Raw genomic sequence first — 26,677 nt, 5'->3', positions numbered from 1 at the left:
GGCTCCATGCCGGGCCGAACACAAATACTCTACTTCAACGAACTGTGCCAGCGAGCTCTGCGCGGTATAGGCCGGCCAAGTCTCGCCAGAGTGCCAGATTAGCGATCAACTTCAGCCCGTCGCGCACCTGAGTCTCAAGCTGATCGTCCGCGAGGCTGAGCAGCCGCACCACCTCATCGCCGATCAGGCGCACCGCTTCCACATCGGTTTTAGTACTCATCGCAATCACCGTCAGGTTTTGCTGAGTGCAAATCATCAACCCAATTTACGAATCACGCCAGCCGGCGAGGATGCCCTATGTCCGCACAACAGATCGATGAAAAAAAACTTGAGCGGGCTATCCGCAAAATCAAGCACTGCCTGGCACTGGGCCAGAGCGCCAACGAGAACGAAGCAGCCACTGCACTTCGGCAAGCACAGGCGCTGATGCGCGAATATCGGTTGACCGAAATGGATGTGAAGCTCAGCGACGTCGGAGAGGTTGAATCTAAGTTCTCCCGGGCCGAAAGATTGCCAACATGGGACCGACACCTGTCCGCAGCCGTTGCCGAGGTGTTCGGGTGCACTTCGTTGCGCACTCGGCAGTGGTGCAAAATCAAGCATCGTGTAATCGAGCGTGCGTCCTTCGTCGGCGTTACTCCATCTCAGCACATTGCGCTCGACGCCTATGAGTCGCTGCTGACCAAGCTAACCTTGGCGCGCAAGGAATACACCGCGGGGGTGCGGTCGGGCAAACATAGAAGCTCATATTCAGCCGAGACGGCTGGTGATCACTTCGCTCTTGCGTGGGTTGGGCAGGTCTATGGAAAGTTGCGGGCTTTGGTTCCCCAGGGTGAGAGCGATGACACGGCGGCAGCGAGCGAGGGTCGTGACCTTGTTGCCGTTCAGAGCCAGGATAAAGCACTCATTGCCGAATACCTCTCCAGCAAAAACGTCGGTAAATCCCGCAAGACTCCAGAGACAGAGCTCGACATGAACGCCCAAATCGCGGGCATGCTGGCCGGGCGAAATGTCGACCTGCACGCCGGCATTGCCCGCGCCGGCGACGAGCCGCTTGCGATCTCCGCCATCGCTTAACCCGATACCGCCACCCTCCACCGCCCGGGCATGACCAGGCGGATCGAAGTCAGAAGTCCATTTATTCCAACGCCATCGATTTCCTAGAGCGACTGGGCAAGCTGTCAGAGCTCTCTTTAGTGGCACGATGCAACAAAGAAACATTGTAATCGAAGGTCGATATCAACGGCATTGGCCCCTCGTTCCGAGCCATCCCGAGCCATTGCCTTGTTCGTTCAACGTCAAAGAATTCGTTCTTGAACTTCATCTTCGCAACAAGGTTCGCTGAGACCCTAAAGTGTCCACATCCGGCCGAGCATTTGACCTCGGACCAGCCCCCTACCATGTGAACAATTTTAGAAGCAGCCTGGCAAATTAAGCATTGCATGTCCGATCTCCATTTCGATGACTTTTCTACTGTAGCCGAACATCGGCCAAGGCTCCCTCCATGCCCACAGAAAACAAACCGGTCGAGCCGCTGAAGGTTGAGCGCTCGACAGTCACGAAGCTGGTGATCACCGGCGCTCCACGGCTTGATCCGATCACGGTTTTCCTTGAGGACTTCGGGCGCCGAAACTGCCCGATCGAGTCTGATCCTAACTACCAGACCGCCCAAGGCAAGCTCACGATCAACCGCTGGGACAGCAGCTGGAACGCCTACAGGGGCGGTATGGGACCGCGAACGGTTGCGGAGTTTGTCGCCGACTGTGACTGGCACTACGTCCTCAACTGCTTGGATCGCGGGATGAGCAGCACGCCGCCGATGGGCTAACCCCATATGAAGCCGATCAGCCAGTCTGGAAGCCGAGCATCCACATGCCGCGCTGGGCCTGCCGCATCCTGCTGGAGATCACCAACGTCCGCGTCGAGAGGTTGCAGGACATCAGCGAGGAGCAGGCCAAGGCCGAAGGGGTTCGGCGAGTGGAGCTGATTAACCGCTGGTTCGCTCACGACGACAGCGAGAACGCTTTCGGTACGGCCACTGGCGCCTTTCGCGACCTGTGGAAGTCCACCGGCGGCGACTGGGACGCCAACCCGTGGGTCTGGGTCGTCGAGTTCAAGCAGGTGACGCCATGATGCTCAAGGCAGCAGCCATAAGCGCCTGCCTCTGGGGCTTGATCTTCCTCTCTGTTGCAGCGGTGACCTCATGAGCGACCATTCAAAATTGAAACAGCTGGCCGAGGGCTGCCGCGACGAAGTCATTCGTTCACACGGCGGGGCCGGGATGATCGAGGACGCTGGTCTATTACACCGTGACGAGCTGTTCCTCAAGGAGTGTTCGCCCGAGGCAGTGCTGGCCTTGATCGCCGAGAACCAGCGCCTGCGCGAAGACCGCGACGGCCTACTTGAAGCAGGAGCGCACCTATTATGATCTTGATTCCAATAGCAGCCCCGCTCTACATGGCCTACCTCATCTACAAGGGGCCGTGGCGATGAATGCTCAGGTTCTCGACCCGTGCAGCGCCAGCCGTATGATGTGGTTCGATAAGGGCGACCAGCGCGCTCTGTTCGGTGACATCAGGGACGAAGAGCATGTGCTTTGTGATGGTCGGGTGCTGAAGGTTGAACCCAACGTCATCATGGACTTTCGGCACCTGCCCTTCCCCGAAGCCAGCTTCAACATGGTTGTCTTCGACCCGCCGCACCTGGTGCGCGCCGGTCGTGAAAGCTGGCTGCGGCTCAAGTATGGAATTCTCACCGACGACTGGCGAGACGACCTTCGCAAGGGGTTCGCCGAGTGCTTCCGTGTGCTGAAGCCCGGCCAGTTCCTTGTCTTCAAGTGGAACGAGACCCAGATCCGGGCCAGCGAGATTCTTGCCCTTACCGATGAGCAGCCGCTGTTTGGCCACAAGTCCGGCAAACGCGAAAAGACGCACCGGATCACCTTCATGAAGCGCCCAGCCTAAGCCCTCCCCCAACTCAACAGCCTGCCGGTGTACGGCGGGCGAGGTATTCGCATGTCTGATCAAAAACACCACCTGCGCGAAATCGCTATCGAAGCGATCACGGATATCGCCCAGCACCTGCCGCTCGACTGCCAGATGTTTGTCATCGTCTGCCGCCCGGGCAAAGCAGATTACGACCTGGTGCTCCCGTCGCCCGAGGCAAACCTGAATAACGCACTCGACGCGCTGCGCCGCCAAGGCCTGAGCATCGACGGCGACAACGCCTACAAGCGCGATCTGCTGGATTGCGCCGTCGGCGCGCTTGCCCTCGGTGCGCAGAACTGCCGTCCGCCGCCATCCACTCACTGGGCAACGCGCTTCTGGGATATAGGCCGGGAAGAGCATGGCCAGCATGAACAACTGCTCAGCCTGATTCGGAGAATGCGCAGCTATATGGACCAAGCGGGGATCGATGCGAAGCCTGAAAGCATGAATCCGATGGAGAAGCTCGCATCGGACATCGATATCGCCCTCTCCGATCTTTAACCACCTTCTGCCGCCACGCGCGGCATGGAGCATCATCATGGCAAAAGTCACCCTGGATGAATGGGCGGCGGCCGAGTTCAAGACGCCGCCAAGCCCCAACACCCTGCGCAAATGGGCGCGAGAAGGCCGGATCGCTCCGGTACCGGTGAAGCACGGGCGCAGCTATTATGTAGAATCTGACGCCCACTATCAGGAACCTGACCAGCAGCCCGTACGCATCGTCGGCGGCAGCCTGCTCAGCAGAGTAGAGAGAGCACGCCATGGCGCCCAGGCCGCGTAACACCGGGTCAAAGGATCTTCCGCCCAATCTCTACCGCAAGACCGACGCCCGCAACGGCGTCACTTATTACACATATCGCGACCCGATCAGTGGTCGCGTATTTGGTCTGGGCAAGGATAAGGCGGCGGCAATACTCGAAGCTGTAGCCACCAACCACGCCAGCCCCCTAAAGCCAACACTCTCCGAGCGAATCAGCGCGCCGGCGCCAGCAACGGGCAAATTGTTTTCGGAGTGGCTGGTTGAGTACCGCGAGCTGTTCGCCGAGCGCAAGCTGTCAGCGAGCAGCAACAAAAACGTGGGCATGCGGATAAATCGATTGATGGCGGTGTTCGGATCGAAGGGGATGAAGGACATCACAACGATGGATGCGGCCGACTACCTGACAGGCATGGCCAAAGAGGGAAAGGCACAGATGGCCCGGGCGATGCGCTCGCTATTGCGAGACGTGTTCGCCGAAGCTCAGGCGCGGGGGTGGGCAGACACCAACCCGGTCGAGGTGACCAAGGCGGCGCGGGTGAACATCAAGCGCGAGCGGCTGACGCTGGAACTGTGGAAGGCAATTTACGAGGAAGCCACGAAGCCGTGGCTACACCGGGCGATGGAACTTGCGGTGCTCACCGGCCAGCGCCGGGACGACATCGCCTCAATGCTGTTCAAGGAGGTACACGACGGGTTCCTGCATGTCGTGCAATCCAAAACCGGGGCGCGGATCCGGATCAGTACCGGCATTCGGCTTGAGTCGGTCGGGCTGGAACTTTCCCAAGTCATCAAGCAATGCCGCGATAGCGTTCTGTCACAACACCTAGTGCATCATGCTCAAGCACCAGGGCGGGCCAAGGCTGGCCAGCCGGTAGTGCTGGACACGCTCAGCTCCGCATTTGCAGAAGCACGGGACAAGGCCGGCGCGAAGCTGGGGATAACTTTTGGACGGCAGCCACCGACCTTCCATGAACAGCGCTCATTGGCGGCCCGGCTTCATGAGCTCGAAGGGCGCGATGCCCAGAAACTACTCGGTCACCGTTCGGCCAGTATGACTGATCTATACCGTGACATCCGAGGCGCTGAGTGGATCGACGTGGCATAATCCGCGACTGAGTTTTGGGGGGATTTTGGGGATGTTTTGGGGAAAGAAATATGTCCATTAAAATCAAGCACTTACAGATTTACGGTATCAAAGCCTGCGACACCATGAAAAAGGCGCGCACCTGGCTCGATGAACACGCTGTCAGCTATGACTTCCATGATTACAAGACGGCCGGAATCGACCGTGAACACCTGACCCAATGGTGCGACGATCACGGCTGGCAAGTGGTGTTGAACCGCGCAGGCACGACCTTTCGCAAGCTCGACGACGAACGCAAAGCCGATCTCGACCAAGCGAAAGCGATCGAACTGATGCTCGCACAACCCTCGATGATCAAGCGCCCGGTGCTCGATCTCGGTGACCGAACCCTGATTGGCTTCAAGCCAGATATCTACGCGGCGGCGCTCAAGTAAGCCTGCCCGTTCAATTTTGTTAGAGGTATTTACATGTCCACTACCCTGTTCAGCCTGGCCTTTGGTGTCGGCACTCAAAACCGTCAAGGCGCATGGCTGGAAGTGTTTTACGCACAGCCACTGCTTAACCCGTCGGCCGAACTGGTCGCGGCCATCGCGCCGGTTCTGGGCTACACCGAAGGCAATCAGGCCATCGCATTCAGCACCGCTCAGGCCTCGCAACTGGCTGAAGCGTTGAAAGGCGTCGACTCTGCACAAGCCGCACTGTTGACCCGTCTGGCCGAGAGCCACAAGCCGCTGGTCGCGACCCTTCTGGCTGAAGACGCCCAGCTGACCTCCACGCCTGAGGCGTACCTCAAGCTGCATTTGCTGTCCCATCGTCTGGTCAAGCCGCACGGCCTGAACCTGGCGGGCGTGTTCCCGCTGCTGCCGAACGTGGCCTGGACCAGCCAGGGCGCCATCGACCTGGCCGAACTGGCCGAACATCAACTCGAAGCCCGTCTGCGCGGCGAGCTACTGGAAGTGTTCTCGGTAGACAAATTCCCGAAAATGACCGACTACGTGGTTCCGGCCGGCGTGCGTATCGCTGACGCGGCACGTATTCGTCTGGGCGCCTACGTCGGCGAAGGCACCACCGTGATGCACGAAGGTTTCGTCAACTTCAACGCCGGCACCGAAGGCCCGGGCATGATCGAAGGCCGCGTTTCCGCTGGCGTCTTCGTCGGCAAGGGTTCGGACCTGGGCGGCGGTTGCTCGACCATGGGCACCTTGTCGGGCGGCGGCAACATCGTGATCAAGGTCGGCGAAGGCTGCCTGATCGGCGCGAACGCCGGTATCGGCATTCCATTGGGCGACCGCAATACCGTCGAGTCGGGCCTGTACGTGACCGCCGGCACCAAAGTCGCGCTGCTGGATGAAAAAAACCAGCTGGTGAAAGTCGTGAAGGCCCGTGAACTGGCTGGTCAGCCTGACCTGCTGTTCCGCCGCAATTCGGAAACCGGTGCCGTGGAATGCAAAACCCACAAATCGGCGATCGAGCTGAACGAAGCGCTGCACGCTCACAACTAAGCAGCGTCACACGATCACCTGTAGGAGCGAAGCTTGCTCGCGAAGGCCCTTGAGGCCGCCAAAAGCTTCGCGAGCAAGCTTCGCTCCTACAGGTTCGGCGTAGACCCGACCATCAGGTCAGGCGTACACCCGCCCATGTTGACCAGGGCCCGATAGCATGATGATTCCCTCTCCCTGGCGCGCCGACTTCCCGGCCATCGCCGCGCTGCAACGGCAAGACCAGACCTATCTGGACAACGCCGCCACCACACAAAAACCTCAAGCCCTGCTGGACGCTTTGGCGCATTACTACGCCAATGGCGCGGCCAACGTGCATCGGGCGCAACACTTGCCCGGCGCCCATGCCACCCAGGCGTTCGAGGCCAGCCGCAGCAAAGTCGCGCAGTGGCTGAATGCCGGCGAATGCGGGCAGATCATCTTTACCCACGGCGCGACCTCAGCGCTGAACCTCCTGGCCTATGGCCTTGAGCACGTATTCAATCCGGGCGATGAGATTGTCATCAGCGCCCTGGAGCATCACGCCAACCTGCTGCCGTGGCAGCAACTGGCGCAGCGTCGCAACTTGAAACTGGTGATCCTGCCGCTGGAGGCTGACGGTTTGATCGACCTCGACGCTGCCGCGCAATTGATCGGTCCACGAACCCGCTTGCTGGCGGTCAGTCAGCTGTCGAACGTGCTCGGCGCCTGGCAGCCGTTGCCCGCCTTGCTGGCAATGGCCAAGGCGCACGACGCGTTGACCGTGGTCGATGGCGCGCAAGGCGTGGTTCATGGTCGCCATGACGTGCAGGCTCTGGGTTGCGACTTTTATGTGTTCTCCAGCCACAAGCTCTATGGCCCCGACGGTCTGGGCGTGCTGTTCGGTCGCCATGAAGCGCTCAAGCAACTGCGTCATTGGCAGTTCGGCGGTGAAATGGTGCTGGATGCGGATTACCACAGCGCACGCTTTCGCCCCACGCCACTGGGGTTTGAGGCCGGAACGCCGCCGATATCGAGTGTGATCGGTCTTGGGGCGACGCTGGATTACCTCGCGGGCCTCGATCAGGACGCGGTCTCGGCCCATGAAGCGGCGCTGCATGACTATCTGTTGAAGGGCCTTGAAGCGCGCAACGGCATACGGCTGCTGGGCAAACCGCAATTGGCGTTGGCGAGTTTTGTCGTCGAGGGTGTGCATAACGCTGACCTGGCGCATTTGCTGACCGAACAGGGCATCGCCGTGCGCGCCGGTCATCATTGTGCGATGCCGTTGCTCAAGAGCTTTGAACTGGCCGGGGCCATCCGGGTGTCGTTGGCGCTGTACAACGATTCCGAAGACCTGGAGCGGTTCTTTGAAGCGCTGGATCAGGCGCTGGAGCTGTTGCGATGAGTTTACCGGCCGACGCCGTTATCGCACTCGAAACCTTTCAAAATGCTGCGGGCTGGGAACAGCGGGCGCGGCTGCTGATGCAATGGGGCGACCGTCTGCCTGCCTTGAGTGATGTCGATAAAGTCGACGCCAACCGCGTGCATGGCTGTGAAAGTCAGGTGTGGCTGGTGGGTTCATTGAATGACGGTCACTGGCAGTTTGCAGCGAGCAGCGATGCGCGGTTGATCCGTGGGTTGGTGGCGTTGCTGCTGGCACGGGTCAATGGGTTGTCGGCGGATGAGTTGCGGCAGGTGGATTTGCCGGAGTGGTTCAATCAGCTGGGGCTTTCGCGGCAACTGTCACCTTCGCGCAGCAATGGCCTCAATGCCGTGCTACAGCGGATGAATGAGTTGGCTGGTTAACCGCTTTCGCGAGCAAGTTCGCTCTCACATTGGAATGCAATCCCCTGTGGGAGCGAGCCTGCTCGCGATGAGGCCATCAGCCCCACCACTCAAACCTCAGGCTTGACCCGGTCCGCCGGCCGCCGCACACCCGCCACGATCTTATCCACAGCCTTGGTCGCCGCGACCATGCCGAACGTCGCCGTCACCATCATCACCGCGCCAAACCCGCCAGCGCAGTCGAGCTTCACGCCATCGCCGACAAAACTCTTCTGCAAACAGATGCTGCCATCCGGTTTCGGGTAGCGCAGTTGTTCGGTGGAAAACACGCACGGCACGCTGTAATGACGCGTCACGGTGCGCGAGAAGCCGTAATCCCGGCGTAGGGTCGAGCGCACTTTCGACGCCAACGGGTCATTGAAGGTGCGGTTCAAGTCGCAGACCTGGATCAGTGTCGGGTCGATCTGCCCGCCCGCCCCGCCGGTGGTGATGATCTGGATCTTGCGGCGTTTGCACCAGGCAATCAGCGCCGCCTTCGCATTCACGCTGTCGATGCAATCGATCACGCAGTCGATGTTCGGCGTGATGTACTCGGCCATGGTCTCGCGTGTCACGAAATCCGCCACCGCGTGCACCGTGCAGTCCGGGTTGATCCCGCGCAAGCGCTCGGCCATCACCTCGACCTTGGGTTTGCCGACGGTGCTGTCCAGCGCGTGCAACTGACGGTTGGCGTTGCTGACGCAGACGTCATCCAGGTCAAACAGCGAAATCTCGCCGACGCCACAACGGGCAATGGCCTCCGCTGCCCAGGAACCGACGCCACCGACGCCGACGATGGCCACATGGGCCGCGCGCAGGCGCGCCAGGCCGTCGATGCCATACAAACGGGCGATGCCTGCAAACCGCGGATCTTCTGTACTCATGACCATTACCCCAAAAACCGGCGCGCATTATAGGGCTAGACAGCGACAAGATCTAAGTTCCCGCGACAAGTGTAAGAACTTATGCGAAACGGGATTGCCAAACGTAGGGCATTTCCCTGTCAGCTATACGCTCAGGGAATGCCCGGTGTAGGATGCGCGCCCCTTGGCACTCGCCGACCGGTCCTTCGTTCCACAGCCTTTGGAACCTGAAATAGCTATGTCATCGCGTAAATTTGGACTCAACCTGGTCGTGGTGCTTGCCATCGCAGCCTTGTTTACCGGCTTCTGGGCGCTGATCAATCGCCCGGTCACCGCCCCCAACTGGCCCGAACAGATCTCCGGCTTCTCGTACTCGCCGTTCCAGCAAGGCCAGTATCCGCAGAAAGAGCAGTACCCGACCGACGATGAAATGCGTCGCGACCTGGAGATCATGAGCAAGCTGACGGACAACATCCGTACTTACTCGGTCGATGGTTCCCTGGAAGACATTCCCAAACTGGCCGAAGAATTCGGCCTGCGGGTGACCCTCGGTATCTGGATCAGCCCGGACGAGGTGCGCAACGAGCGCGAAATCACCCGCGCCATCGAGATCGCCAACAGCTCGCGCAGTGTGGTTCGCGTGGTGGTCGGCAACGAGGCGATCTTCCGTAAGGAAATTACCGCCGCAGAACTCAGCGTTATTCTGGATCGCGTTCGCGCCGCGGTGAAAGTGCCGGTAACCACGTCCGAGCAATGGCACGTCTGGGAAGAAAACCCGAGCCTGGCCAAGCACGTCGACCTGATCGCCGCCCACGTCCTGCCGTACTGGGAACATGTGCCGATGGAGCAGGCGGGACAGTTCGTACTCGATCGTGCCCGTGATCTGAAAAAGATGTTCCCGAAAAAGCCGCTGCTGCTGTCGGAAGTCGGCTGGCCGAGCAACGGCCGTATGCGTGGTGGCGCCGATGCGTCGCCGGCAGACCAGGCGATTTACCTGCGCACGCTGGTCAACAAGCTCAATCGCCAGGGCTTCAACTACTTCGTGATCGAAGCGTTTGACCAACCGTGGAAGGCCAGCGACGAAGGTTCGGTGGGCGCTTACTGGGGTGTTTTCAACGCCGCGCGTCAGCAAAAATTCAACTTCGAAGGCCCGGTCGTCGCGATTCCGCAATGGCGCGTGCTGGCGGTCGGTTCGGTGGTCCTTGCGCTGCTGTCCCTGACCCTGCTGATGATCGACGGCTCGGCCCTGCGCCAACGCGGCCGTACCTTCCTGACCTTTATTGCCTTCCTCTGCGGATCGGTGCTGGTGTGGATCGGTTACGACTACAGCCTGCAATACAGCACCTGGTTCAGCCTGACGGTCGGTTTCCTCCTCGCCCTTGGCGCACTCGGGGTCTTTATCGTACTGCTGACCGAGGCGCATGAACTGGCCGAAGCGGTCTGGACCCACAAGCGTCGGCGCGAATTCCTGCCGGTGGTGGGCGATTCGGACTACCGACCGAAAGTGTCGATCCATGTCCCGTGCTACAACGAGCCGCCGGAGATGGTCAAACAGACCCTCAACGCCTTGGCCAACCTCGACTATCCGGACTTTGAAGTCCTGATCATCGACAACAACACCAAGGACCCGGCGGTCTGGGAGCCAGTGCGCGATTATTGCGAAACCCTGGGCCCGCGCTTCAAGTTCTTCCACGTCGCACCACTGGCCGGCTTCAAGGGCGGCGCGCTGAATTACCTGATTCCGCACACCGCCAAAGATGCCGAAGTGATTGCGGTGATCGACTCGGACTACTGCGTCGACCCCAACTGGCTCAAGCACATGGTGCCGCACTTCGCCGACCCGAAAATCGCTGTGGTGCAGTCGCCGCAGGATTACCGCGACCAGAACGAAAGCACCTTCAAGAAGCTCTGCTACGCGGAATACAAAGGCTTCTTCCACATCGGCATGGTCACCCGCAACGACCGTGACGCGATCATCCAGCACGGCACCATGACCATGACCCGGCGTTCGGTACTCGAAGAACTGGGCTGGGCCGACTGGTGCATCTGTGAAGACGCCGAGCTGGGCCTGCGCGTGTTCGAAAAAGGCCTGTCGGCGGCGTATTACCACACCAGCTACGGCAAAGGTCTGATGCCCGATACCTTTATCGACTTCAAGAAACAGCGGTTCCGCTGGGCCTATGGTGCGATTCAGATCATCAAGCGTCACACCACCAGTTTGCTTCGCGGCAAGGGCAGCGAACTAACCCGTGGCCAGCGTTACCACTTCCTCGCGGGCTGGTTGCCGTGGGTGGCGGACGGCATGAACATCTTCTTCACCGTGGGCGCCTTGTTGTGGTCGGCGGCGATGATCATCGTGCCGCAGCGGGTCGATCCGCCGTTGCTGATTTTCGCGATCCCGCCACTGGCGCTGTTCGTGTTCAAGGTGGGCAAGATCATCTTCCTGTACCGCCGTGCGGTCGGGGTCAACCTCAAGGATGCGTTCTGCGCGGCACTGGCCGGGCTGGCGCTGTCGCACACCATCGCCAAAGCAGTGCTGTACGGCTTCTTCACCAGCAGCATTCCGTTTTTCCGCACACCGAAGAACGCCGATAACCACGGCTTCTGGGTGGCGATTTCGGAGGCGCGCGAAGAAGTGTTCATCATGTTGCTGTTGTGGGGCGCGGCGCTGGGGATTTACCTGGTGAACGGCATGCCGAGCAACGACATGCGCTTCTGGGTGACCATGTTGCTGGTGCAGTCGCTACCGTACCTGGCGGCGCTGATCATGGCGTTCCTGTCTTCGCTGCCGAAACCGGCACCTGAGGCCGAGACGGTACCGGCAGTCTAAATCTGTGCAGATGCACTAAACGGCGGCCAATGGTCGCCGTTTTGCTTTAAGATAACCGCCATTTTGCGCGCCTTGCCTCAATTCCTGTAGGAGCGAGGCTTGCCCGCGAATGATGCGACTCGGTGTAACAGATACACCTCATTATCGTTCTTCGCGGGCAAGTCGGATCGCCGCATCGCTCGCCCCTACAAAAGCTTCCGGAGTTTTCCATGACGGCCCACGCCGACCTTTCGCCGACCCTTCAACTCGCCATCGACCTGATCCGCCGTCCGTCCGTGACGCCGGTCGACGCCGATTGCCAGAAGCAGATGATGCAGCGCCTGGGCGATGCCGGTTTCACCCTGGAGCCGATGCGCATCGAAGATGTGGATAACTTCTGGGCGACCCACGGCCAACACGACGGCCCGGTGCTGTGCTTCGCCGGTCACACCGACGTGGTGCCGACCGGCCCGGTGTCCGCCTGGCAGGTCGACCCGTTCAACGCGCTGATCGACGAACACGGCATGCTCTGCGGCCGTGGCGCGGCTGACATGAAAGGCAGCCTCGCTTCCATGACCGTGGCCGCCGAGCGCTTTGTCGCCGATTACCCGGACCACAAGGGCAAGGTCGCGTTCCTGATCACCAGCGATGAAGAAGGCCCGGCGCACCACGGCACCAAAGCTGTGATCGAACGCCTTGCCGCCCGTAAGGAGCGTCTGGACTGGTGCATCGTCGGCGAACCGTCGAGCACCACGTTGGTGGGTGATGTGGTCAAGAATGGCCGTCGCGGCTCCCTCGGCGCCAAACTGACCGTGCGCGGCGTGCAGGGTCACGTGGCGTATCCACACCTCGCCAAGAACCCGATCCACCTCGCCGCCCCGGCGCTGGCCGAACTGGCCGCCGAGCATTGGGACCACGGCAACGATTTCTTCCCACCGACCAGTTTCCAGATCTCCAACGTCAATTCCGGCACTGGCGCGACCAACGTGATTCCGGGCGATCTGGTGGCGGTGTTCAACTTGCGCTTCTCCACCGAATCCACCGTTGAAGGCCTGCAAAAGCGCGTCGCCGACATCCTCGACAAACATGGCCTGGACTGGCACATCGACTGGGCGTTGTCCGGCCTGCCGTTCCTGACCGAGCCGGGCGCGTTGCTGGATGCCGTGGCATCGAGCATCAAGGACATCACCGGGCGTGAAACCAAGGCGTCCACCAGCGGCGGCACCTCCGACGGGCGCTTCATCGCAACCATGGGCACGCAAGTGGTCGAACTGGGCCCGGTCAACGCAACGATCCACCAGGTCAACGAGCGCGTGCTCGCAGCCGACCTCGACGTGCTGACCGAAATCTACTACCAGACCCTGATCAAGTTGCTCGCTTGATGCTCGCCTGCCCGATCTGCAGCGAACCGCTGAACGCGGTGGACAACGGCGTGGCCTGCCCCGCCGGGCATCGTTTCGACCGTGCGCGGCAGGGTTACCTGAACCTGCTGCCGGTGCAGCACAAGAACAGCCGCGACCCTGGGGATAACCTCGCCATGGTCGAGGCCCGTCGCGACTTTCTGAACGCCGGCCATTACGCGCCGGTGGCCAAGCGCCTGGCCGAACTGGCGGCGCAATACGCGCCCCAGCGCTGGCTGGACATCGGTTGTGGCGAGGGTTACTACACCGCGCAAATCGCCGAGGCCTTGCCGAATTCTGACGGTTACGCACTGGACATCTCCCGGGAAGCGGTCAAACGCGCCTGCAAACGCAACCCGCAACTGACCTGGTTGATCGCCAGCATGGCCCGGGTGCCGTTGGCTTCGGGGAGTTGCCAGTTTCTCGCCAGCGTCTTCAGTCCGCTGGACTGGGAAGAGGCCAAGCGCCTGCTCAGCCCTGGCGGTGGCTTGATGAAAGTCGGGCCGACCAGCGGCCACCTGATGGAATTGCGCGAGCGGCTGTACGACGAAGTCCGTGAATACACCGACGACAAGCATCTGGCCCTGGTGCCGGAAGGCATGGCGCTGCAACACAGCGAAACCCTGGAATTCAAACTGACGCTTTCAAAGGGTCAGGATCGCGCCAACCTGCTTGCCATGACGCCCCACGGCTGGCGTGCCAGTGCCGAACGCCGAGCGGCGGTCATCGAACAGGCCGAGCCGTTCGAGGTCACCGTGTCGATGCGCTACGATTATTTTGTACTTAAATAATTTTTGGTCTTGAGCAATGGCTCAAGGCCGGCTAAATCCGCGAATGGATTTTTCAAGACCGCAGTGAGGACATCCATGCGCCAACCCGATATCGAGATTTACCTGAAAGACGCTGACGTCGACTACAAAGCCGTCGCAGACTGGCTTAGCGAAGCGTTGGGCCAGTGCAGTGAATGGGTCAAGAAGGGCCAGACCTACAAGTGCAAGGCCGGCAACGTACCCGTGACCTGGCTACCGAAAGCCGTCGGTAAATGGAACAGCCTGTTCCTGGACAGTGACCAGACCCCGTGGGAAGACGACATCGCTTGCGCCCGCGCCGCGTTTGCCGCGCTGAATGTCGAAGTGCGTTGCGCGCCGGGTACATGGGTCGAGGAAGAAGGAGAAGAAACCGCAGATCGCTGGATGCGTATCAGCGCTGATGGTGAAGAAGAAATCACCTGGAAAACTGCTTAACCCGCCACACACGAAACCTGTAGGAGCGAGGCTTGCCCGCGAAGGCGTCATCACTGGCGCTAAAAGCTTCGCGGGCAAGCCTCGCTCCTACAGGATTTTGGGCGATCTGAAGGGTGGGTTTACAGACCTACAACATCCTCAGCCTGCAACCCTTTCTCGCCGGTCACCACGGCGTATTCCACCTGCTGACCTTCAGCCAGCGAACGGTGCCCTTCACCGCGGATCGCGCGGTAGTGCACGAACACGTCCACCCCGTCCTCGCGCTGAATGAAGCCGTAGCCCTTGGCGTCGTTGAACCACTTCACATTGCCGGTTTCACGCGTAGCCATGTCTCGTTACCCCCTTGTTTTTATTTTGAGCGGTCGAGTATATGACAGGCGCAAAAACTCTCAACTACAGATTGGTTGAGCGCTTTTTTGCCGATTTTCGGCGAATACGGCACACTATCGGCCGCCCGAGCAATTGCTTGGTTTTACTCACTCACGCAGAAGCCGTATGACCCGTTCCCCGTTCCGCCGTCTTGTGTTTGGCACCCTGCGCCGACTGCTCTATCTCTGGGTTCGCTCGGAGACGATCAACCAGTCGTCGTTCACCCTCAACCTCGACCGCAGTCGTCCGGTGTTCTACGTCCTGCAAAACCCTTCGCTGACCGACCTGGCCGTGGTCGACACCGAATGCGGCAAGGCCGGCCTACCCCGTCCGGTGCTGCCTGTGTCTGTGGGTAATCTGGTGGAACCCGCCGCATTTTTCTACCTGACTCCGGAGCCCGATTGGCTCGGCCGTCAGGACAAACGCGGCGCACCGCCGACCCTGACCCGACTGGTCAGCGCCCTGAGCCAGAACGCCGCCGAAGATGCGCAGATCATTCCGGTCAGCGTGTTCTGGGGCCAGTCACCCGACAGCGAATCGAGCCCGTGGAAACTGCTCTTCGCCGACAGCTGGGCCGTGACCGGTCGCCTGCGTCGGTTGCTGAGCGTCATCGTGCTGGGGCGCAAGACCCGCGTGCAGTTCTCGGCACCGATTCACTTGCGAGAGCTGATCGACCACAACAAAGGCCACGAGCGCACGGTGCGCATGGCACAGCGGATCCTGCGGGTGCACTTCCGCAACCTGAAAGCCGCAGTGATCGGCCCGGACATTTCCCACCGTCGCAACCTGGTCAAGGGCCTGCTCAATCAGCCGCTGGTCAAGCAAGCGATCCTCGACGAAGCCGAACGGGAAAACATCTCTCCGGAGAAAGCCAAGGCCCAGGCCCTGCGCTACGGCAACGAGATCGCCTCGGACTACACCTACACGGCGATCCGCTTTCTGGAAGTGGTGCTGAGCTGGTTCTGGAACAAGATCTACGACGGGATCAAGGTGAACCACATCGAAGGCGTGCAGAAGGCCGCCCAGGGTCACGAAGTGATTTACGTGCCGTGCCACCGCAGCCACATTGACTACCTGCTGCTGTCCTATTTGCTGTTCCGCAACGGCCTGACGCCGCCGCACATCGCCGCCGGGATCAACCTCAACATGCCGGTGATCGGCAGCCTGCTGCGGCGTGGCGGTGCGTTCTTCATGCGCCGCACCTTCAAGGGCAACCCGCTCTACACCTCGGTGTTCAACGAATACCTGCACACCCTGTTCACCAAAGGTTTCCCGGTCGAGTACTTCGTCGAAGGCGGCCGCTCGCGCACCGGGCGCATGCTGCAACCGAAAACCGGGATGCTCGCGATCACCCTGCGCAGCTTCTTGCGTTCGTCGCGTATGCCGATCGTTTTCATCCCGGTCTACATCGGTTACGAGCGTGTGCTGGAAGGCCGGACTTACCTCGGCGAATTGCGTGGCGCGAGCAAAAAGAAAGAATCGATCTTCGACATCTTCAAAGTCATCGGCGCGCTCAAGCAGCGTTTTGGCCAGGTGGCGGTGAACTTCGGCGAGCCGATCAAACTCGCGGAATTCCTCGACAGCGAACAACCTGACTGGCGCCAACAGGAACTCGGCCCACAGTTCAAACCGGCCTGGCTCAACGAAACCACCAACCGTCTCGGCGAGAAAGTCGCACAGCATCTGAACGAAGCGGCGGCGATCAACCCGGTGAACCTGGTGGCCCTGGCGCTGCTGTCCACCACCCGACTGGCGCTGGATGATCGCGCTATGGCGCGGGTACTGGATTTATATCTGGCGCTGCTGCGCAAGGTCCCGTACTCGCCGCACACCACGCTGCCGGAAGGCGATGGCCGGGCACTGATCGAGCATGTGAAGGACATGGACCTGTTGTCCGAGCAAAGCGATGCCTTGGGCAAGATTCTGTATCTGGACGAGCAGAACGCCGTCCTCATGACCTACTACCGCAACAACGTGCTGCACATCTTCGCCCTGCCCGCCTTGCTCGCGAGTTTCTTCCAGAGCGCCTCGCGCATGAGCCGCGAACAGATCCTGCGCTACACCCGCGCGCTGTATCCGTACCTGCAATCGGAGCTGTTTATCCGCTGGACGCTGGACGAGCTGGATGGCGTGATCGATCAATGGCTCGACGCGTTCGTCGAGCAAGGTCTGCTGCGTTTCGAGAACGACGTCTACCTGCGCCCGGCGCCAAGCTCACGGCATTTTGTGTTGCTGACCTTGTTGTCGAAGAGCATCGCCCAGACCTTGCAACGCTTCTACATGACCGTGTCCCTGCTGCTCAACAGCGGCCAGAACAGCATCAGCGCCGAAGAGCTTGAAGACTTGTGCACTGTCATGGCCCAGCGCCTGTCGATCCTGCACGGGCTGAATGCCCCGGAGTTCTTCGACAAGAGCCTGTTCCGCCACTTCATCCAGACGATGCTGGATCTCGACGTACTCAAGCGCGACGAAGCCGGCAAGCTGAGTTATCACGAACTGCTGGGTGAACTGGCGGAAGGCGCGGCCAAACGGGTGTTGCCGGCGGAGATTCGTTTGTCGATCCGTCAGGTGGCGTTGCATCGAAGTGAAGATGCGGCGGACCAGGCTTAGTTGGAGCCGGCGGTAACTTCCTGACAATGACTATAGGAACAAGGATGTTCTTATAATCTGTCAATTATGGATTAATAGAGGCCCATTTAATTTCGATACGGATATCGCGATGAGCCAATCAGATAACGCAACCCCCTATATCACCCTGACGTTTAGTTTGCCTGAAGACTTTCTGCCCCCCAGCGATGGCGAAGGTGAAACTTATATAAGCGTTCAAACTACCAACACTGCTACCCCGCTCAACGTAGCGCAATTGCGAGAACCGATGCTGCGCAGCGGGCGCTGGAACTTTTCGTTTGCACACAACTATTCCGATGTCAGCGTCAAATACCTCGTGACGATCAACATGACCCATAACGGAGTTCCTTTGCTGATTGATCTGGACTACGTCGTGATTGTCCATCGTGCGCCGCACCGACAGACCCTGCATCTGAGCCCCATTGGCCGTCTCTACATCCAGGCGCAAGCGCCCCGAGCGGTCGAACCCGAACATGCCGTCACCGTTGCCGCCCATGAGCATGACGACACTCACGCCCTCGTCACCCAAATCCATGTCAGCGAAAAAATGGCGGAGGCGTTTTATCTGGAATACGATCCAGCCACGGTCGTTCCCGGCAAGCGCTATACCCTGACCGCCACTGAAAACGAATACCGGAATTCAATAGCGGTCTATCCGGGATCCGTTGTATTGAAGCCCTTTAGCAAGGTTTGAAAGCCCCCCAACACGTTTATCTTCGTCGCTCGTTATCTCGCTACCTATTCGTTCAGCAAGTCAGGAAATGCCCTACATGGCGTTTATTGCTGTCGGGGATATGCTAACGACTCGTCATTCCGACGATGCATTCGATAAGGAAATCAAAGTGAGCAACGACTACCAAAAGAGCATCAGCGGCACCGTGCACTATCTGCTGAGAACTGAGTTACCACCCAACTCGACACTTCACGTCAATCTATTGGATGTCACCTGCGCAGATACCCCTGCCAAAGAACTCGCCCGGCAAGTTACCCCTTGCGCAGAAACAACGGGTTTGGACTTTACCTTGCTGTACAAGATGGCCGATGTCCTGCCTGACCACCGCTATGCAATCCGTGCACGGATCGAAACAACCGAACAAGTGATCTTCGCGACCACTGAAGATCACGCAGTGCAGTTGGGTGTCGATCACCTGCGCCCTGAGGACGTTATTGTCCACAACGTTCGTACAAAACCAGACCGTAACTTCTAAGCCCTGCGCTGAAAAAATCCGTTAAATTGTCGTTGGCGCCGGCCTTCTTCGGGCGCCAAGGACAAGGATTCAATTCATGAAAAAACGCTCGCTTCTGGCACTGGCTGCTTTGCTCAGCGCCTGCCAAACCCTGCAACCTGCCACGAAAACCAGCCTCGATGGCGAAGTCTTCTACCTGCAACGCATCGCCCTGCCGCCGAGCGCCACCTTGAGCGTCAGCCTGCAGGACGTGTCCCTCGCGGATGCGCCCGCCGTTATCCTCGACGAACAGAAAGGCCCGGTCAAAGGCCAGGTGCCGCTGCCGTTTCATCTGAGTTACGATCCGGCCCAGGTCAAACCCGGCCATCGCTACTCCGTCAGCGCGCGCATCGAAGTCGACGGCAAGCTGATGTTCATCACCACCGAACATCACGCCGTAAAGCTGGATGGCCGCGATCCGCAGCCACTGAAAATTCGCGTCGACGCCGTCCGCTAAACTCCTCTTTCGTACAAGGAAGCTGCCATGTTCCGCCCTACCCTTCGTTTCGCCGGCCTCTGCGCAGGCTTGGTGATCTCCGCCAGCGCACTGGCGCTGTCGCTCAATGACCTGTCGCAAAAAGACGCCACCGGTGGCCTCAAGGACGCCCTGACCCAAGGCGCGCAACTGGCCGTCAAACAACTCGGCACGCCGGGCGGCTTCAGCAACAACCCGGACGTAAAAATCGAACTACCGGGCAAACTGGCTAAAGTCGCCAGAAAAATGAAACAGTTCGGCATGGGCGATCAGGTCACTGAGCTGGAAACCAGCATGAACAAAGCGGCCGAAACCGCCGTGACCCAGGCCCAGCCGATCTTGGTCGATGCCGTGAAGAAGATGAGCGTCGAAGACGCCAAAGGGATACTCAGCGGCGGTAACGACTCGGCGACCCAGTACCTGAGCAAAACCAGCCGCGAACAGATTCGCGTCAAGTTCCTGCCGATCGTCAAGCAAGCCACCGACCAGGTCGGCCTGGCCAAGCAATACAACACCTTCGCGGGCCAGGCAGCGACCATGGGCGTGCTGGATACCAAGAACGCCAACATCGAAAGCTACGTCACCGAGCAGGCCCTGAACGGCTTGTTCGAGATGATCGGCAAACAGGAAGAAACCATTCGCAAGAACCCTGCGGCTGCGGCGACGAGTCTGGCGAAGAAGGTGTTTGGTACGCTTTAATTCCAGGCAATTGAAACTCGCAAAAAAGCCCACTGGTCTTTACAGGTCAGTGGGCTTTTTCCGTTTGCGCTACTGGTGCGGATCAACCTGATCCAGAACGCGATTTACCGATAACTCCGCCAGCGAAATCATCTGTTGAACCGCCAACATAAGATTGCATGTCGGTCCGTTCAGACCGAAGGCTAACTCACTGGCCATCACATTTGCCGAAGCGAGGGTTTCGCAGGCGTGAGCCAAAAGGGTTTCGGAATCAACGTTGGGGGCGATGACGAAGACTGGGCTGGGACGACGGTCAGCTTTAGCCTTTTTTTCGGGTGGTGGCGCCAAATAGTGATCAAGAGCGCGAATTGCCGCGTCGTGGAGTTTTTTGGAATCGAGAAAGGCGTAAGGGGAAACCGGGTCGGTTTCTTTTTCCAGTTCTGCTTCCGTGTCTGGAGGATTTGGGCTGTCTTTAATCATCGTGTAACTCCTGAAGTATTGGAGCTGTCACCGTTCGCTGCGAAACGAACATAAGGTGGCAGCTGTACGCAGGTTCGCAGACCGGGACTTCAGGAACCCGGCAGACCCGAAGATCTCCCGCGCACAGCCGCCATAACACAGGCATAAAAAAACGCCCGCTTTCGGATGGTGGACGCTGTGCGTCTGAAGTTTAACCGGGCTGCGAAACCCGGTCGCTGCTTTTTGCAGCGACACCCAAAAGCCTAGAGATCGCGCTTCCGACAGACAACCTGAAAGTTTCGTGGGAAGGTTCTGATGTTTTGGCAGATCTTTAAACATAGTCGCCTGCCAGATCGCCATCGTCGGAACGCCGCCCGGGGCAAGCCCGCTCCCACAGGGTTTTGTGTCGTACACGGTATTTGTATTCAGAAGATTAACTGTGGGAGCGAGCCGGCTCCGGGCGGCGTTCCGACGAAAGCGGTCGTCCATTTGCGAAATGTATTGCCTGTCACGACGCCATCGCGAGCAGGCTCGCTCCCACAATTTAGAGCGGTGAACGTCAGCAAGAGAGCGGGCGGCCCGAAGGCCGCCGAGATTACACCGACTCGTTCCTGACCCTGAACCACGCCGCATACAACGCCGGCAAAAACAGCAGCGTCAGCGCCGTCGCCACGATCAACCCGCCCATGATCGCCACGGCCATCGGCCCGAAGAACACACTGCGGGACAACGGGATCATCGCCAGCACCGCCGCGAGTGCGGTCAGCACAATCGGTCGAAAGCGTCGCACCGTGGCTTCGATAATCGCTTGCCACGGTTTAAGCCCGGCGGCGATGTCCTGCTCGATCTGGTCCACCAGAATCACCGAGTTACGCATGATCATCCCGGACAGCGCGATGGTCCCGAGCATTGCGACAAAACCGAACGGCTGACGGAACACCATCAAGAACAGCGTCACGCCTATCAAGCCCAGAGGTGCGGTCAGGAACACCATCACCGTGCGGGAGAAACTGCGCAGTTGCAGCATCAGCAAGGTCAGCACCACCACAATGAACAGCGGCACGCCGGCCTTCACCGAGTTCTGCCCGCGGGCCGAGTCTTCCACCGTGCCGCCGACGTCCAGCAAGTAGCCGTCCGGCAATTCGGCGCGAATCGGGTCGAGGGTCGGCATGATTTGCTGCACCAGCGTCGCTGGTTGTTCCTTGCCGTAGATGTCGGCGCGGATTGTCACGTTCGGCAGGCGATTACGGTGCCAGATGATGCCCTCTTCAAAGCCATATTCCAGGGTCGCGATCTGCGACAGCGCCACGCTGCGGCCGTTGTCGGTCGGCACCGCCAGGCTCGGCAGCAACGACAGTTCGGTACGCTCATGCAAGGTGCCGCGCAGCAGGATCTCGATCAACTCGTTGTCTTCGCGGTACTGGCTGACACTGGACCCGGTCAGGGAGCTTTGCAGGAACTTCGACAGGTTTGCCGTGCTCACGCCCAGCGCCCGGGCACGGTCCTGATCGACGTTCAGGTAAACCACTTTGCTCGGTTCTTCCCAGTCCAGATGGACGTTCACCACATGCGGGTTCTCGCGAACCTTGGCCGCCACTTTGCGGGCCAATGCGCGGACTTCCTCGATGTGCTCACCGGTCACCCGGAACTGCACCGGATAGCCAACCGGCGGGCCGTTTTCAAGGCGTGTGACCCGCGAACGCAGGGCCGGGAACTGTTCGTTGAGGGTTTCGATCAGCCAGGTACGCAGGATTTCACGCTCCTCGATGGTCTTGGCCAGGACGACAAACTGGGCGAAGCTCGCCGCCGGCAGTTGCTGATCCAGCGGCAGGTAGAAACGTGGCGAACCGGTGCCGACGTAGGCCACGTAGTTGTCGATACCGGCGTGATCCTTCAGCAAGGCTTCAAGGCGTTTAACCTCGTCGGCGGTGTTGCTCAGGGAGGCGCCTTCGGCGAGTTTCAGATCGACCATCAACTCGAGTCGACCCGAGGCCGGGAAGAATTGTTGCGGCACAAAGCGAAACAGCACGATCGAGCCGATGAACAACACCGCAGTCAGCACGATGACGGTTTTACGCCAGCGCACGCACCACTCCACCAAGCGTCTGACCCGCTGATAGAACGGCGTGCCATAAGGGTCGGGCTGGCCCGTGCCATGTTTGGCGGCATGAATTTTCGCCAGGTCCGGCAGGAGTTTTTCCCCCAGGTACGGCACGAACACCACCGCCGCAATCCACGAAGCCAGCAACGCGATGGTCACCACCTGGAAGATCGAACGGGTGTATTCGCCGGTGCCCGACTGCGCGGTGGCAATCGGCAGGAAACCTGCGGCGGTAATCAGGGTGCCGGTGAGCATCGGGAACGCGGTGCTGGTCCAGGCATAACTGGCGGCCTTGATACGGTCGAAGCCCTGCTCCATTTTGATCGCCATCATTTCCACGGCGATGATCGCGTCGTCCACCAACAGGCCCAACGCCAGCACCAACGCGCCGAGGGAAATCTTGTGCAGGCCGATGCCCAGGTAATACATGCAGGCGAAGGTCATCGCCAACACCAGCGGAATGGCCAGCGCCACCACCATACCGGTGCGCACGCCGAGGGAGAAAAAGCTCACCAGCAACACAATCGCCAGGGCTTCCACCAACACCTGAACGAACTCGCCGACACCGGTTTTCACCGCTGCAGGCTGATCGGAAACCTTGCGCAGCTGCATGCCGGCCGGGAGGTTTTTCTGGACGCGATCAAACTCGATTTCCAGCGCCTTGCCCAACACCAGAATATCGCCGCCGTCCTTCATCGCCACGGCCAGACCGATGGCGTTTTCCGCCATGAAGCGCATGCGCGGCGCCGGCGGATCGTTGAAGCCGCGACGCACGTCCGCCACATCGGAAATACGGAAGGTGCGATCACCGACGCGGATCGGGAAGTTCTTGATCTCATCGACTGTCTGAAAATTCCCCGAAACCCGTAGCTGCAATCGCTCGCTGGTGGTTTCAAAGAACCCGGCCGTGGACACCGCGTTCTGCTCTTCAAGGGCTTGCTGCACGGCGGCCAGTGGCAAGCCGAGCGTGGCGAGTTTGACGTTGGAGAGTTCGATCCAGATCTTCTCGTCTTGCAGCCCGAGCAGATCGACCTTGCCCACATCCTTGACCCGTTGCAGCTGGATCTGAATGCGGTCGGCGTAATCCTTGAGCACCGCGTAATCAAAACCCTCGCCAGTCAGCGCGTAGATGTTGCCGAAGGTGGTGCCGAATTCATCGTTGAAAAACGGCCCCTGAATACCCGGCGGCAAGGTGTGCCGAATATCACTGACTTTTTTGCGGACCTGATACCAGAGGTCCGGTATTTGCACCGAATGCAGGGAGTCACGAGCAATGAAGGTCACCTGGGATTCGCCGGGGCGCGAGAACGACACGATGCGTTCGTATTCGCCGGTTTCCATCAGTTTCTTTTCAATGCGCTCGGTGACCTGGCGCGAGACTTCCTGCGCTGTGGCGCCCGGCCAGTTGGTGCGGATCACCATGGCTTTGAAGGTGAACGGCGGGTCTTCGCTTTGGCCGAGCTTGGTGTAGGAAAGCGCGCCGACGACGGCCAGCAAGAGCATCAGGAACAGTACGATCTGGCGATTGCGCAGCGCCCATTCGGAAAGATTGAAACCCATCGGGGATTACTCCTTGTCCGCCAGATTGACCACTCGGTTGGAGCGATCCACCGGGCGCACTTGCTGCCCTTCAAGCAAAACATGGACGCCAGCGGCCACCACCCAGTCGCTGGCATTCAGGCCTTCGAGCACCGGGACGGTTTTTTCGCCGAAGGCACCGACCCGGACCGGGGTTTTCTTCAAGGTATTGTTGCCACTGACGACCCAGACATAGGTCGCGCCGTTTTCCGCCGTCAGTGCCGACAGCGGCACAGACAGCGGAATCACGTCAGCGGTCTGGACGAACACCCGGGCGCTCTGGCCGAGTTCGGCCGGGACCTTGCCGCCAGTGAATGAAATCCGCGCGGCGAAGGTGCGCGACTTTGGATCGGCCGCGGGCGACAGCTCGCGGATGCGCCCGGCGAAACGCTGATCGGGTTGGGTCCAGAGTTCTACCGACACCGGCTGACCGACCTTGAAGCGGCCGAAGCTCTGCTCCGGCAAGCTGATCAACACTTCACGCTCGCCATCGGTGGCGAGGGTAAACACGGTTTGCCCGGCCGCCACCACTTGCCCGACTTCCACCGCACGCTTGGCCACCACGCCATCCTGGGGCGCTCGCAGCACCGCGTAGCTGGCCTGATTGGTCGAGACGTTGAATTCGGCTTTGATTTGCTTGAGGCGTGCTTCACCGGATCGGTAAAGGTTTTCGGCATTGTCGTACTGCGAACGGCTGACCATCTGACGGTCCATGAGGGTCTTGTAGCGATCACGCTCGGCGCGCACCAGGCTCAGATTGGCCTCGGCGGCGGCCACTTGGGCACGGGTGGCTTCCAGTTGCAGGCGAACGTCCTGGGGATCGAGTTCGGCCAATGGTTGGTCAGCCTTGACCCGCTGCCCCTCTTCAACCAATCGTCGACTGACCTTACCGCCAATGCGAAACGCCAAGTCCGGCTCATAACGAGCCCGCACTTCACCGGGAAAGCTTTCCATTGCCTGCGCCGAAGGCTCCGGCTGCACCACCATCGCCGGGCGGACAGTGGCTTTAGGCGCCTCTTCGTGGCCACACGCAGACAATAAAAGCGCCAGACAGACTGGCAACGCGAGGGGCAAGGCATAGCGGAACATGGTGAAGGACCTTTCGCTAATGGTGCTTGGAATAATTATACTGGCGAGTATGTTATTAATAGCAAACTCACCAGTCCAGTATTAAAGCGAAGAATGTCGAACAATCTTTCAGCACCCAACGGCCCGGGCCGCCCCAAGGATCTGGCCAAGCGCCAGGCCATCCTTGATGCGGCGAAAATTCTGTTTCTGAGTAATGGTTACGCCAGCACCAGCATGGATGCCGTGGCGGCTGAAGCCGGCGTGTCGAAGCTGACGGTCTACAGCCATTTCAACGACAAGGAGACGCTGTTCTCCGCCGCCGTGATGGCCAAGTGCGAAGAGCAGTTGCCCACGCTGTTTTTTGAGTTGCCGGACGGCATTTCGGTAGAAACGGTGCTGCTGAACATCGCACGTGGCTTTCATCAGCTGATCAACAGCGATGAATCGGTGAACCTGCACCGGCTAATGATGGCCTTGGGTAGCCAAGACCCGAAACTCTCACTGATCTTCTTCGAGGCCGGGCCGCAGCGCATGTTGCATGGCATGGAGCGGTTGCTGACCAAGGTTGATCAGAGCGGCGCGTTGAGCATCGATAAACCGCGCAATGCGGCCGAGCATTTCTTCTGCCTGCTCAAGGGCGCGGGGAATTTCCGCTTGCTGTATGGCTGCGGCGAGCCGGTGACGGGCGACGCAGCCGAGGAGCATGTGCGGGAAGTGGTGGGGTTGTTTATGCGGGCCTATCGACCTTAGCGATGATCGTTCCCACGCTCTGCGTGGGAATGCAGCCCGGGACGCTCCGCGTCCCATCCCAAACCGAACGCGGAGCGTCCGTTGATGCATTCCCACGCAGAGCGTGGGAATGATCAGGGTTTCAGTGCTTTCTTCGGATAAATATCATACCGACTGGATTTGCCGTCCAGCGCATGACTGGGCTTGGGCCCCGCAATACACGGCGCTTTGCGCGGTCGCTTGACCACCACCCGATGGCTGGCCAGCGCCAATGCAGCTTCGAGCAGTGCCGGCGCATCGGGATCATCGCCAACCAGCGGCCGGAACAGGCGCATTTCCTTTTTCACCAACGCCGTTTTCTCACGGTGTGGAAACATCGGATCGAGGTAGATCACCTGCGGCGGCTCGCCTTCCCAGTTGCGCATGACCTCGATTGAGTTGCCCTTGAGCAACTTCATCCGCGCCACAATCGGTGCCACATCGAAATCTTCCGCAGCACGGGCCAGACCATCCTCAAGCAACGCCCCAATCAGCGGCTGACGCTCGATCAGGCTCATCTCGCAGCCCAGGCTCGCCAGCACGAACGCATCCTTGCCCAGCCCCGCCGTGGCATCCAGCACACGGGGACGCACGCCCTGCGCGATGCCAACCGCCTTGGCGATCATCTGCCCCGTGCCACCGCCGAACAACCGCCGATGCGCAGCACCACCCTCGACGAAGTCCACCCGCACCGGCCCTGGTGCGTCCGGTCCGAGCTGTTGCAGCTGCAAACCCTGTTCGCCCACCTGCAAGGCAAACTCGCCGTCATCCACGTGCAAAGGCAAGCCCAGGCGTTCGGCCCACTGCTCGGCTTGTGGCTGAAACGCCGGGGCCGAGGCCTCGACATGGATGCGGCAGGCCGCAGGTTGCTCAATCATGGGAAAACACGCTCAAAA

Annotated in this window: 28 protein-coding genes and 1 pseudogene; 22 read left to right on the top strand and 7 right to left on the bottom strand. The window is 59.9% G+C overall.

Going from position 1 to position 26,677, the window contains the following annotated elements:
- Window positions 1-34 precede the first annotated feature (34 nt).
- Window positions 35-220: a hypothetical protein gene (locus ACA051_RS05710; protein WP_497373835.1), complete on the bottom strand. Its 186-nt coding sequence runs from the start codon at window positions 218-220 to the stop codon at window positions 35-37.
- A gap of 77 nt (window positions 221-297) precedes the next feature.
- On the opposite strand from ACA051_RS05710, the gene ACA051_RS05705 reads away from it, so the two are divergent.
- From ACA051_RS05705 to ACA051_RS05650, 12 genes and pseudogenes are all read left to right on the top strand, one after another.
- Window positions 298-1,077 carry a DUF2786 domain-containing protein gene (locus ACA051_RS05705; RefSeq protein WP_497373834.1) on the top strand — a complete coding sequence of 260 codons (780 nt, stop codon included), beginning with the start codon at window positions 298-300 and terminating at the stop codon, window positions 1,075-1,077.
- Window positions 1,078-1,504: 427 nt separating this feature from the next.
- Window positions 1,505-1,828, top strand: coding sequence for a phiTE_072 family protein (locus ACA051_RS05700; protein WP_497373832.1), 324 nt, complete (start codon window positions 1,505-1,507; stop codon window positions 1,826-1,828).
- Between the two features lie 26 nt (window positions 1,829-1,854).
- Window positions 1,855-2,133, top strand: a pseudogene (locus ACA051_RS05695) (morphogenetic protein); the annotation flags it as partial.
- Window positions 2,134-2,203: 70 nt separating this feature from the next.
- Window positions 2,204-2,428, top strand: a complete 225-nt coding sequence (locus tag ACA051_RS05690; protein ID WP_497373831.1) for a hypothetical protein — start codon at window positions 2,204-2,206, stop codon at window positions 2,426-2,428.
- Between the two features lie 61 nt (window positions 2,429-2,489).
- Entirely contained in the window at window positions 2,490-2,963 is a 474-nt protein-coding gene (locus tag ACA051_RS05685) for a TRM11 family methyltransferase (protein ID WP_497373830.1), read from the top strand.
- A 51-nt stretch (window positions 2,964-3,014) separates the two neighbouring features.
- Window positions 3,015-3,488: a hypothetical protein gene (locus ACA051_RS05680; protein WP_497373829.1), complete on the top strand. Its 474-nt coding sequence runs from the start codon at window positions 3,015-3,017 to the stop codon at window positions 3,486-3,488.
- 37 nt (window positions 3,489-3,525) lie between these two features.
- Window positions 3,526-3,768 (top strand): excisionase, encoded by a 243-nt coding sequence (locus ACA051_RS05675; protein ID WP_497373827.1) that lies wholly within the window; start codon window positions 3,526-3,528, stop codon window positions 3,766-3,768.
- A complete protein-coding gene (locus ACA051_RS05670; RefSeq protein WP_497373825.1) occupies window positions 3,749-4,852 on the top strand; it encodes a phage integrase Arm DNA-binding domain-containing protein in 1,104 nt (367 codons plus the stop codon). The genes ACA051_RS05675 and ACA051_RS05670 overlap by 20 nt, the downstream gene beginning before the upstream one ends.
- A 50-nt stretch (window positions 4,853-4,902) precedes the next feature.
- Window positions 4,903-5,265: an ArsC family reductase gene (locus ACA051_RS05665; protein WP_497373823.1), complete on the top strand. Its 363-nt coding sequence runs from the start codon at window positions 4,903-4,905 to the stop codon at window positions 5,263-5,265.
- A gap of 33 nt (window positions 5,266-5,298) precedes the next feature.
- Entirely contained in the window at window positions 5,299-6,333 is a 1,035-nt protein-coding gene (gene dapD, locus ACA051_RS05660) for a 2,3,4,5-tetrahydropyridine-2,6-dicarboxylate N-succinyltransferase (protein WP_497308398.1), read from the top strand.
- A 157-nt stretch (window positions 6,334-6,490) separates the two neighbouring features.
- A complete protein-coding gene (locus ACA051_RS05655) occupies window positions 6,491-7,696 on the top strand; it encodes an aminotransferase class V-fold PLP-dependent enzyme (RefSeq protein WP_497308396.1) in 1,206 nt (401 codons plus the stop codon).
- Window positions 7,693-8,097, top strand: coding sequence for a SufE family protein (locus tag ACA051_RS05650; RefSeq protein ID WP_497297624.1), 405 nt, complete (start codon window positions 7,693-7,695; stop codon window positions 8,095-8,097). The genes ACA051_RS05655 and ACA051_RS05650 overlap by 4 nt, the downstream gene beginning before the upstream one ends.
- A gap of 89 nt (window positions 8,098-8,186) precedes the next feature.
- On the opposite strand, the gene tcdA is transcribed toward ACA051_RS05650, so the two are convergent.
- Complete coding sequence (tcdA, locus tag ACA051_RS05645) at window positions 8,187-8,999, bottom strand: tRNA cyclic N6-threonylcarbamoyladenosine(37) synthase TcdA (RefSeq protein ID WP_497373821.1); 813 nt, start codon at window positions 8,997-8,999, stop codon at window positions 8,187-8,189.
- Window positions 9,000-9,216: 217 nt separating this feature from the next.
- Here tcdA and ACA051_RS05640 point away from each other — a divergent pair, with 217 nt between their 5' ends.
- From ACA051_RS05640 to ACA051_RS05625, 4 genes are all read left to right on the top strand, one after another.
- Window positions 9,217-11,808 carry a glycosyltransferase gene (locus tag ACA051_RS05640; RefSeq protein ID WP_497308392.1) on the top strand — a complete coding sequence of 864 codons (2,592 nt, stop codon included), beginning with the start codon at window positions 9,217-9,219 and terminating at the stop codon, window positions 11,806-11,808.
- A 209-nt stretch (window positions 11,809-12,017) separates the two neighbouring features.
- Complete coding sequence (gene dapE, locus ACA051_RS05635) at window positions 12,018-13,169, top strand: succinyl-diaminopimelate desuccinylase (RefSeq protein WP_497373819.1); 1,152 nt, start codon at window positions 12,018-12,020, stop codon at window positions 13,167-13,169.
- Entirely contained in the window at window positions 13,169-13,978 is an 810-nt protein-coding gene (locus ACA051_RS05630) for a putative RNA methyltransferase (RefSeq protein ID WP_497375507.1), read from the top strand. Before dapE ends, ACA051_RS05630 begins: the two co-directional genes overlap by 1 nt.
- A 75-nt stretch (window positions 13,979-14,053) precedes the next feature.
- On the top strand, window positions 14,054-14,431 hold the full coding sequence (locus ACA051_RS05625) for a hypothetical protein (RefSeq protein ID WP_128872768.1): 378 nt from the start codon (window positions 14,054-14,056) through the stop codon (window positions 14,429-14,431).
- 119 nt (window positions 14,432-14,550) lie between these two features.
- On the opposite strand, the gene ACA051_RS05620 is transcribed toward ACA051_RS05625, so the two are convergent.
- Window positions 14,551-14,760 carry a cold-shock protein gene (locus ACA051_RS05620; RefSeq protein ID WP_010462862.1) on the bottom strand — a complete coding sequence of 70 codons (210 nt, stop codon included), beginning with the start codon at window positions 14,758-14,760 and terminating at the stop codon, window positions 14,551-14,553.
- A gap of 166 nt (window positions 14,761-14,926) precedes the next feature.
- Between ACA051_RS05620 and plsB the strand changes: the two genes are divergently transcribed.
- The 5 genes from plsB to ACA051_RS05595 all read left to right on the top strand — a co-directional run bounded on the left by plsB (window position 14,927) and on the right by ACA051_RS05595 (window position 19,828).
- Window positions 14,927-17,410: a glycerol-3-phosphate 1-O-acyltransferase PlsB gene (plsB, locus tag ACA051_RS05615; RefSeq protein ID WP_497373817.1), complete on the top strand. Its 2,484-nt coding sequence runs from the start codon at window positions 14,927-14,929 to the stop codon at window positions 17,408-17,410.
- A 109-nt stretch (window positions 17,411-17,519) separates the two neighbouring features.
- Entirely contained in the window at window positions 17,520-18,122 is a 603-nt protein-coding gene (locus tag ACA051_RS05610) for a hypothetical protein (RefSeq protein ID WP_497373815.1), read from the top strand.
- Between the two features lie 76 nt (window positions 18,123-18,198).
- Window positions 18,199-18,636, top strand: a complete 438-nt coding sequence (locus tag ACA051_RS05605; RefSeq protein WP_497373813.1) for a YbaY family lipoprotein — start codon at window positions 18,199-18,201, stop codon at window positions 18,634-18,636.
- Between the two features lie 76 nt (window positions 18,637-18,712).
- Window positions 18,713-19,111: a YbaY family lipoprotein gene (locus tag ACA051_RS05600; RefSeq protein WP_497373811.1), complete on the top strand. Its 399-nt coding sequence runs from the start codon at window positions 18,713-18,715 to the stop codon at window positions 19,109-19,111.
- 27 nt (window positions 19,112-19,138) lie between these two features.
- The gene (locus tag ACA051_RS05595) at window positions 19,139-19,828 is read left to right on the top strand and encodes a DUF4197 domain-containing protein (protein ID WP_497373809.1); all 690 of its coding nucleotides are present in this window, start codon (window positions 19,139-19,141) and stop codon (window positions 19,826-19,828) included.
- Window positions 19,829-19,897: 69 nt separating this feature from the next.
- Here ACA051_RS05595 and ACA051_RS05590 read toward each other — a convergent pair whose 3' ends face one another.
- From ACA051_RS05590 to ACA051_RS05580, 3 genes are all read right to left on the bottom strand, one after another.
- A complete protein-coding gene (locus tag ACA051_RS05590) occupies window positions 19,898-20,287 on the bottom strand; it encodes a DUF6124 family protein (RefSeq protein ID WP_497373807.1) in 390 nt (129 codons plus the stop codon).
- Between the two features lie 574 nt (window positions 20,288-20,861).
- Window positions 20,862-23,927, bottom strand: a complete 3,066-nt coding sequence (locus ACA051_RS05585; protein ID WP_497373805.1) for an efflux RND transporter permease subunit — start codon at window positions 23,925-23,927, stop codon at window positions 20,862-20,864.
- A 6-nt stretch (window positions 23,928-23,933) separates the two neighbouring features.
- Entirely contained in the window at window positions 23,934-25,034 is a 1,101-nt protein-coding gene (locus ACA051_RS05580; RefSeq protein ID WP_497373803.1) for an efflux RND transporter periplasmic adaptor subunit, read from the bottom strand.
- Window positions 25,035-25,127: 93 nt separating this feature from the next.
- Between ACA051_RS05580 and ACA051_RS05575 the strand changes: the two genes are divergently transcribed.
- On the top strand, window positions 25,128-25,763 hold the full coding sequence (locus ACA051_RS05575) for a TetR/AcrR family transcriptional regulator (protein ID WP_497308375.1): 636 nt from the start codon (window positions 25,128-25,130) through the stop codon (window positions 25,761-25,763).
- A gap of 113 nt (window positions 25,764-25,876) precedes the next feature.
- Here ACA051_RS05575 and ACA051_RS05570 read toward each other — a convergent pair whose 3' ends face one another.
- On the bottom strand, window positions 25,877-26,659 hold the full coding sequence (locus ACA051_RS05570) for a class I SAM-dependent methyltransferase (protein ID WP_497308373.1): 783 nt from the start codon (window positions 26,657-26,659) through the stop codon (window positions 25,877-25,879).
- Between the last annotated feature and the right edge of the window lie 18 nt (window positions 26,660-26,677).

The organism is Pseudomonas sp. LBUM1669, from assembly GCF_059695705.1.
The sequence above is the reverse complement of the archived record's forward strand: the minus strand, read 5'-3'. Positions and strand labels throughout refer to the sequence as shown.

Bases quoted from the DNA above. Each gene is read 5' to 3' on its own strand.
- ACA051_RS05570 (WP_497308373.1), bottom strand. From the start codon at position 26,659: ATGATTGAGCAACCTGCGGCCTGCCGCATCCATGTCGAGGCCTCGGCC.
- ACA051_RS05685 (WP_497373830.1), top strand. From the start codon at position 2,490: ATGAATGCTCAGGTTCTCGACCCGTGCAGCGCCAGCCGTATGATGTGG.
- dapD (WP_497308398.1), top strand. From the start codon at position 5,299: ATGTCCACTACCCTGTTCAGCCTGGCCTTTGGTGTCGGCACTCAAAAC.
- ACA051_RS05650 (WP_497297624.1), top strand. From the start codon at position 7,693: ATGAGTTTACCGGCCGACGCCGTTATCGCACTCGAAACCTTTCAAAAT.
- ACA051_RS05600 (WP_497373811.1), top strand. From the start codon at position 18,713: ATGAAAAAACGCTCGCTTCTGGCACTGGCTGCTTTGCTCAGCGCCTGC.
- ACA051_RS05610 (WP_497373815.1), top strand. From the start codon at position 17,520: ATGAGCCAATCAGATAACGCAACCCCCTATATCACCCTGACGTTTAGT.
- ACA051_RS05625 (WP_128872768.1), top strand. From the start codon at position 14,054: ATGCGCCAACCCGATATCGAGATTTACCTGAAAGACGCTGACGTCGAC.
- ACA051_RS05595 (WP_497373809.1), top strand. From the start codon at position 19,139: ATGTTCCGCCCTACCCTTCGTTTCGCCGGCCTCTGCGCAGGCTTGGTG.
- ACA051_RS05655 (WP_497308396.1), top strand. From the start codon at position 6,491: ATGATGATTCCCTCTCCCTGGCGCGCCGACTTCCCGGCCATCGCCGCG.
- plsB (WP_497373817.1), top strand. From the start codon at position 14,927: ATGACCCGTTCCCCGTTCCGCCGTCTTGTGTTTGGCACCCTGCGCCGA.
- ACA051_RS05585 (WP_497373805.1), bottom strand. From the start codon at position 23,927: ATGGGTTTCAATCTTTCCGAATGGGCGCTGCGCAATCGCCAGATCGTA.
- dapE (WP_497373819.1), top strand. From the start codon at position 12,018: ATGACGGCCCACGCCGACCTTTCGCCGACCCTTCAACTCGCCATCGAC.
- ACA051_RS05700 (WP_497373832.1), top strand. From the start codon at position 1,505: ATGCCCACAGAAAACAAACCGGTCGAGCCGCTGAAGGTTGAGCGCTCG.
- ACA051_RS05630 (WP_497375507.1), top strand. From the start codon at position 13,169: ATGCTCGCCTGCCCGATCTGCAGCGAACCGCTGAACGCGGTGGACAAC.
- ACA051_RS05675 (WP_497373827.1), top strand. From the start codon at position 3,526: ATGGCAAAAGTCACCCTGGATGAATGGGCGGCGGCCGAGTTCAAGACG.
- ACA051_RS05705 (WP_497373834.1), top strand. From the start codon at position 298: ATGTCCGCACAACAGATCGATGAAAAAAAACTTGAGCGGGCTATCCGC.
- ACA051_RS05680 (WP_497373829.1), top strand. From the start codon at position 3,015: ATGTCTGATCAAAAACACCACCTGCGCGAAATCGCTATCGAAGCGATC.
- tcdA (WP_497373821.1), bottom strand. From the start codon at position 8,999: ATGAGTACAGAAGATCCGCGGTTTGCAGGCATCGCCCGTTTGTATGGC.
- ACA051_RS05575 (WP_497308375.1), top strand. From the start codon at position 25,128: ATGTCGAACAATCTTTCAGCACCCAACGGCCCGGGCCGCCCCAAGGAT.
- ACA051_RS05620 (WP_010462862.1), bottom strand. From the start codon at position 14,760: ATGGCTACGCGTGAAACCGGCAATGTGAAGTGGTTCAACGACGCCAAG.
- ACA051_RS05665 (WP_497373823.1), top strand. From the start codon at position 4,903: ATGTCCATTAAAATCAAGCACTTACAGATTTACGGTATCAAAGCCTGC.
- ACA051_RS05640 (WP_497308392.1), top strand. From the start codon at position 9,217: ATGTCATCGCGTAAATTTGGACTCAACCTGGTCGTGGTGCTTGCCATC.
- ACA051_RS05710 (WP_497373835.1), bottom strand. From the start codon at position 220: ATGAGTACTAAAACCGATGTGGAAGCGGTGCGCCTGATCGGCGATGAG.
- ACA051_RS05605 (WP_497373813.1), top strand. From the start codon at position 18,199: ATGGCGTTTATTGCTGTCGGGGATATGCTAACGACTCGTCATTCCGAC.
- ACA051_RS05670 (WP_497373825.1), top strand. From the start codon at position 3,749: ATGGCGCCCAGGCCGCGTAACACCGGGTCAAAGGATCTTCCGCCCAAT.
- ACA051_RS05690 (WP_497373831.1), top strand. From the start codon at position 2,204: ATGAGCGACCATTCAAAATTGAAACAGCTGGCCGAGGGCTGCCGCGAC.
- ACA051_RS05580 (WP_497373803.1), bottom strand. From the start codon at position 25,034: ATGTTCCGCTATGCCTTGCCCCTCGCGTTGCCAGTCTGTCTGGCGCTT.
- ACA051_RS05590 (WP_497373807.1), bottom strand. From the start codon at position 20,287: ATGATTAAAGACAGCCCAAATCCTCCAGACACGGAAGCAGAACTGGAA.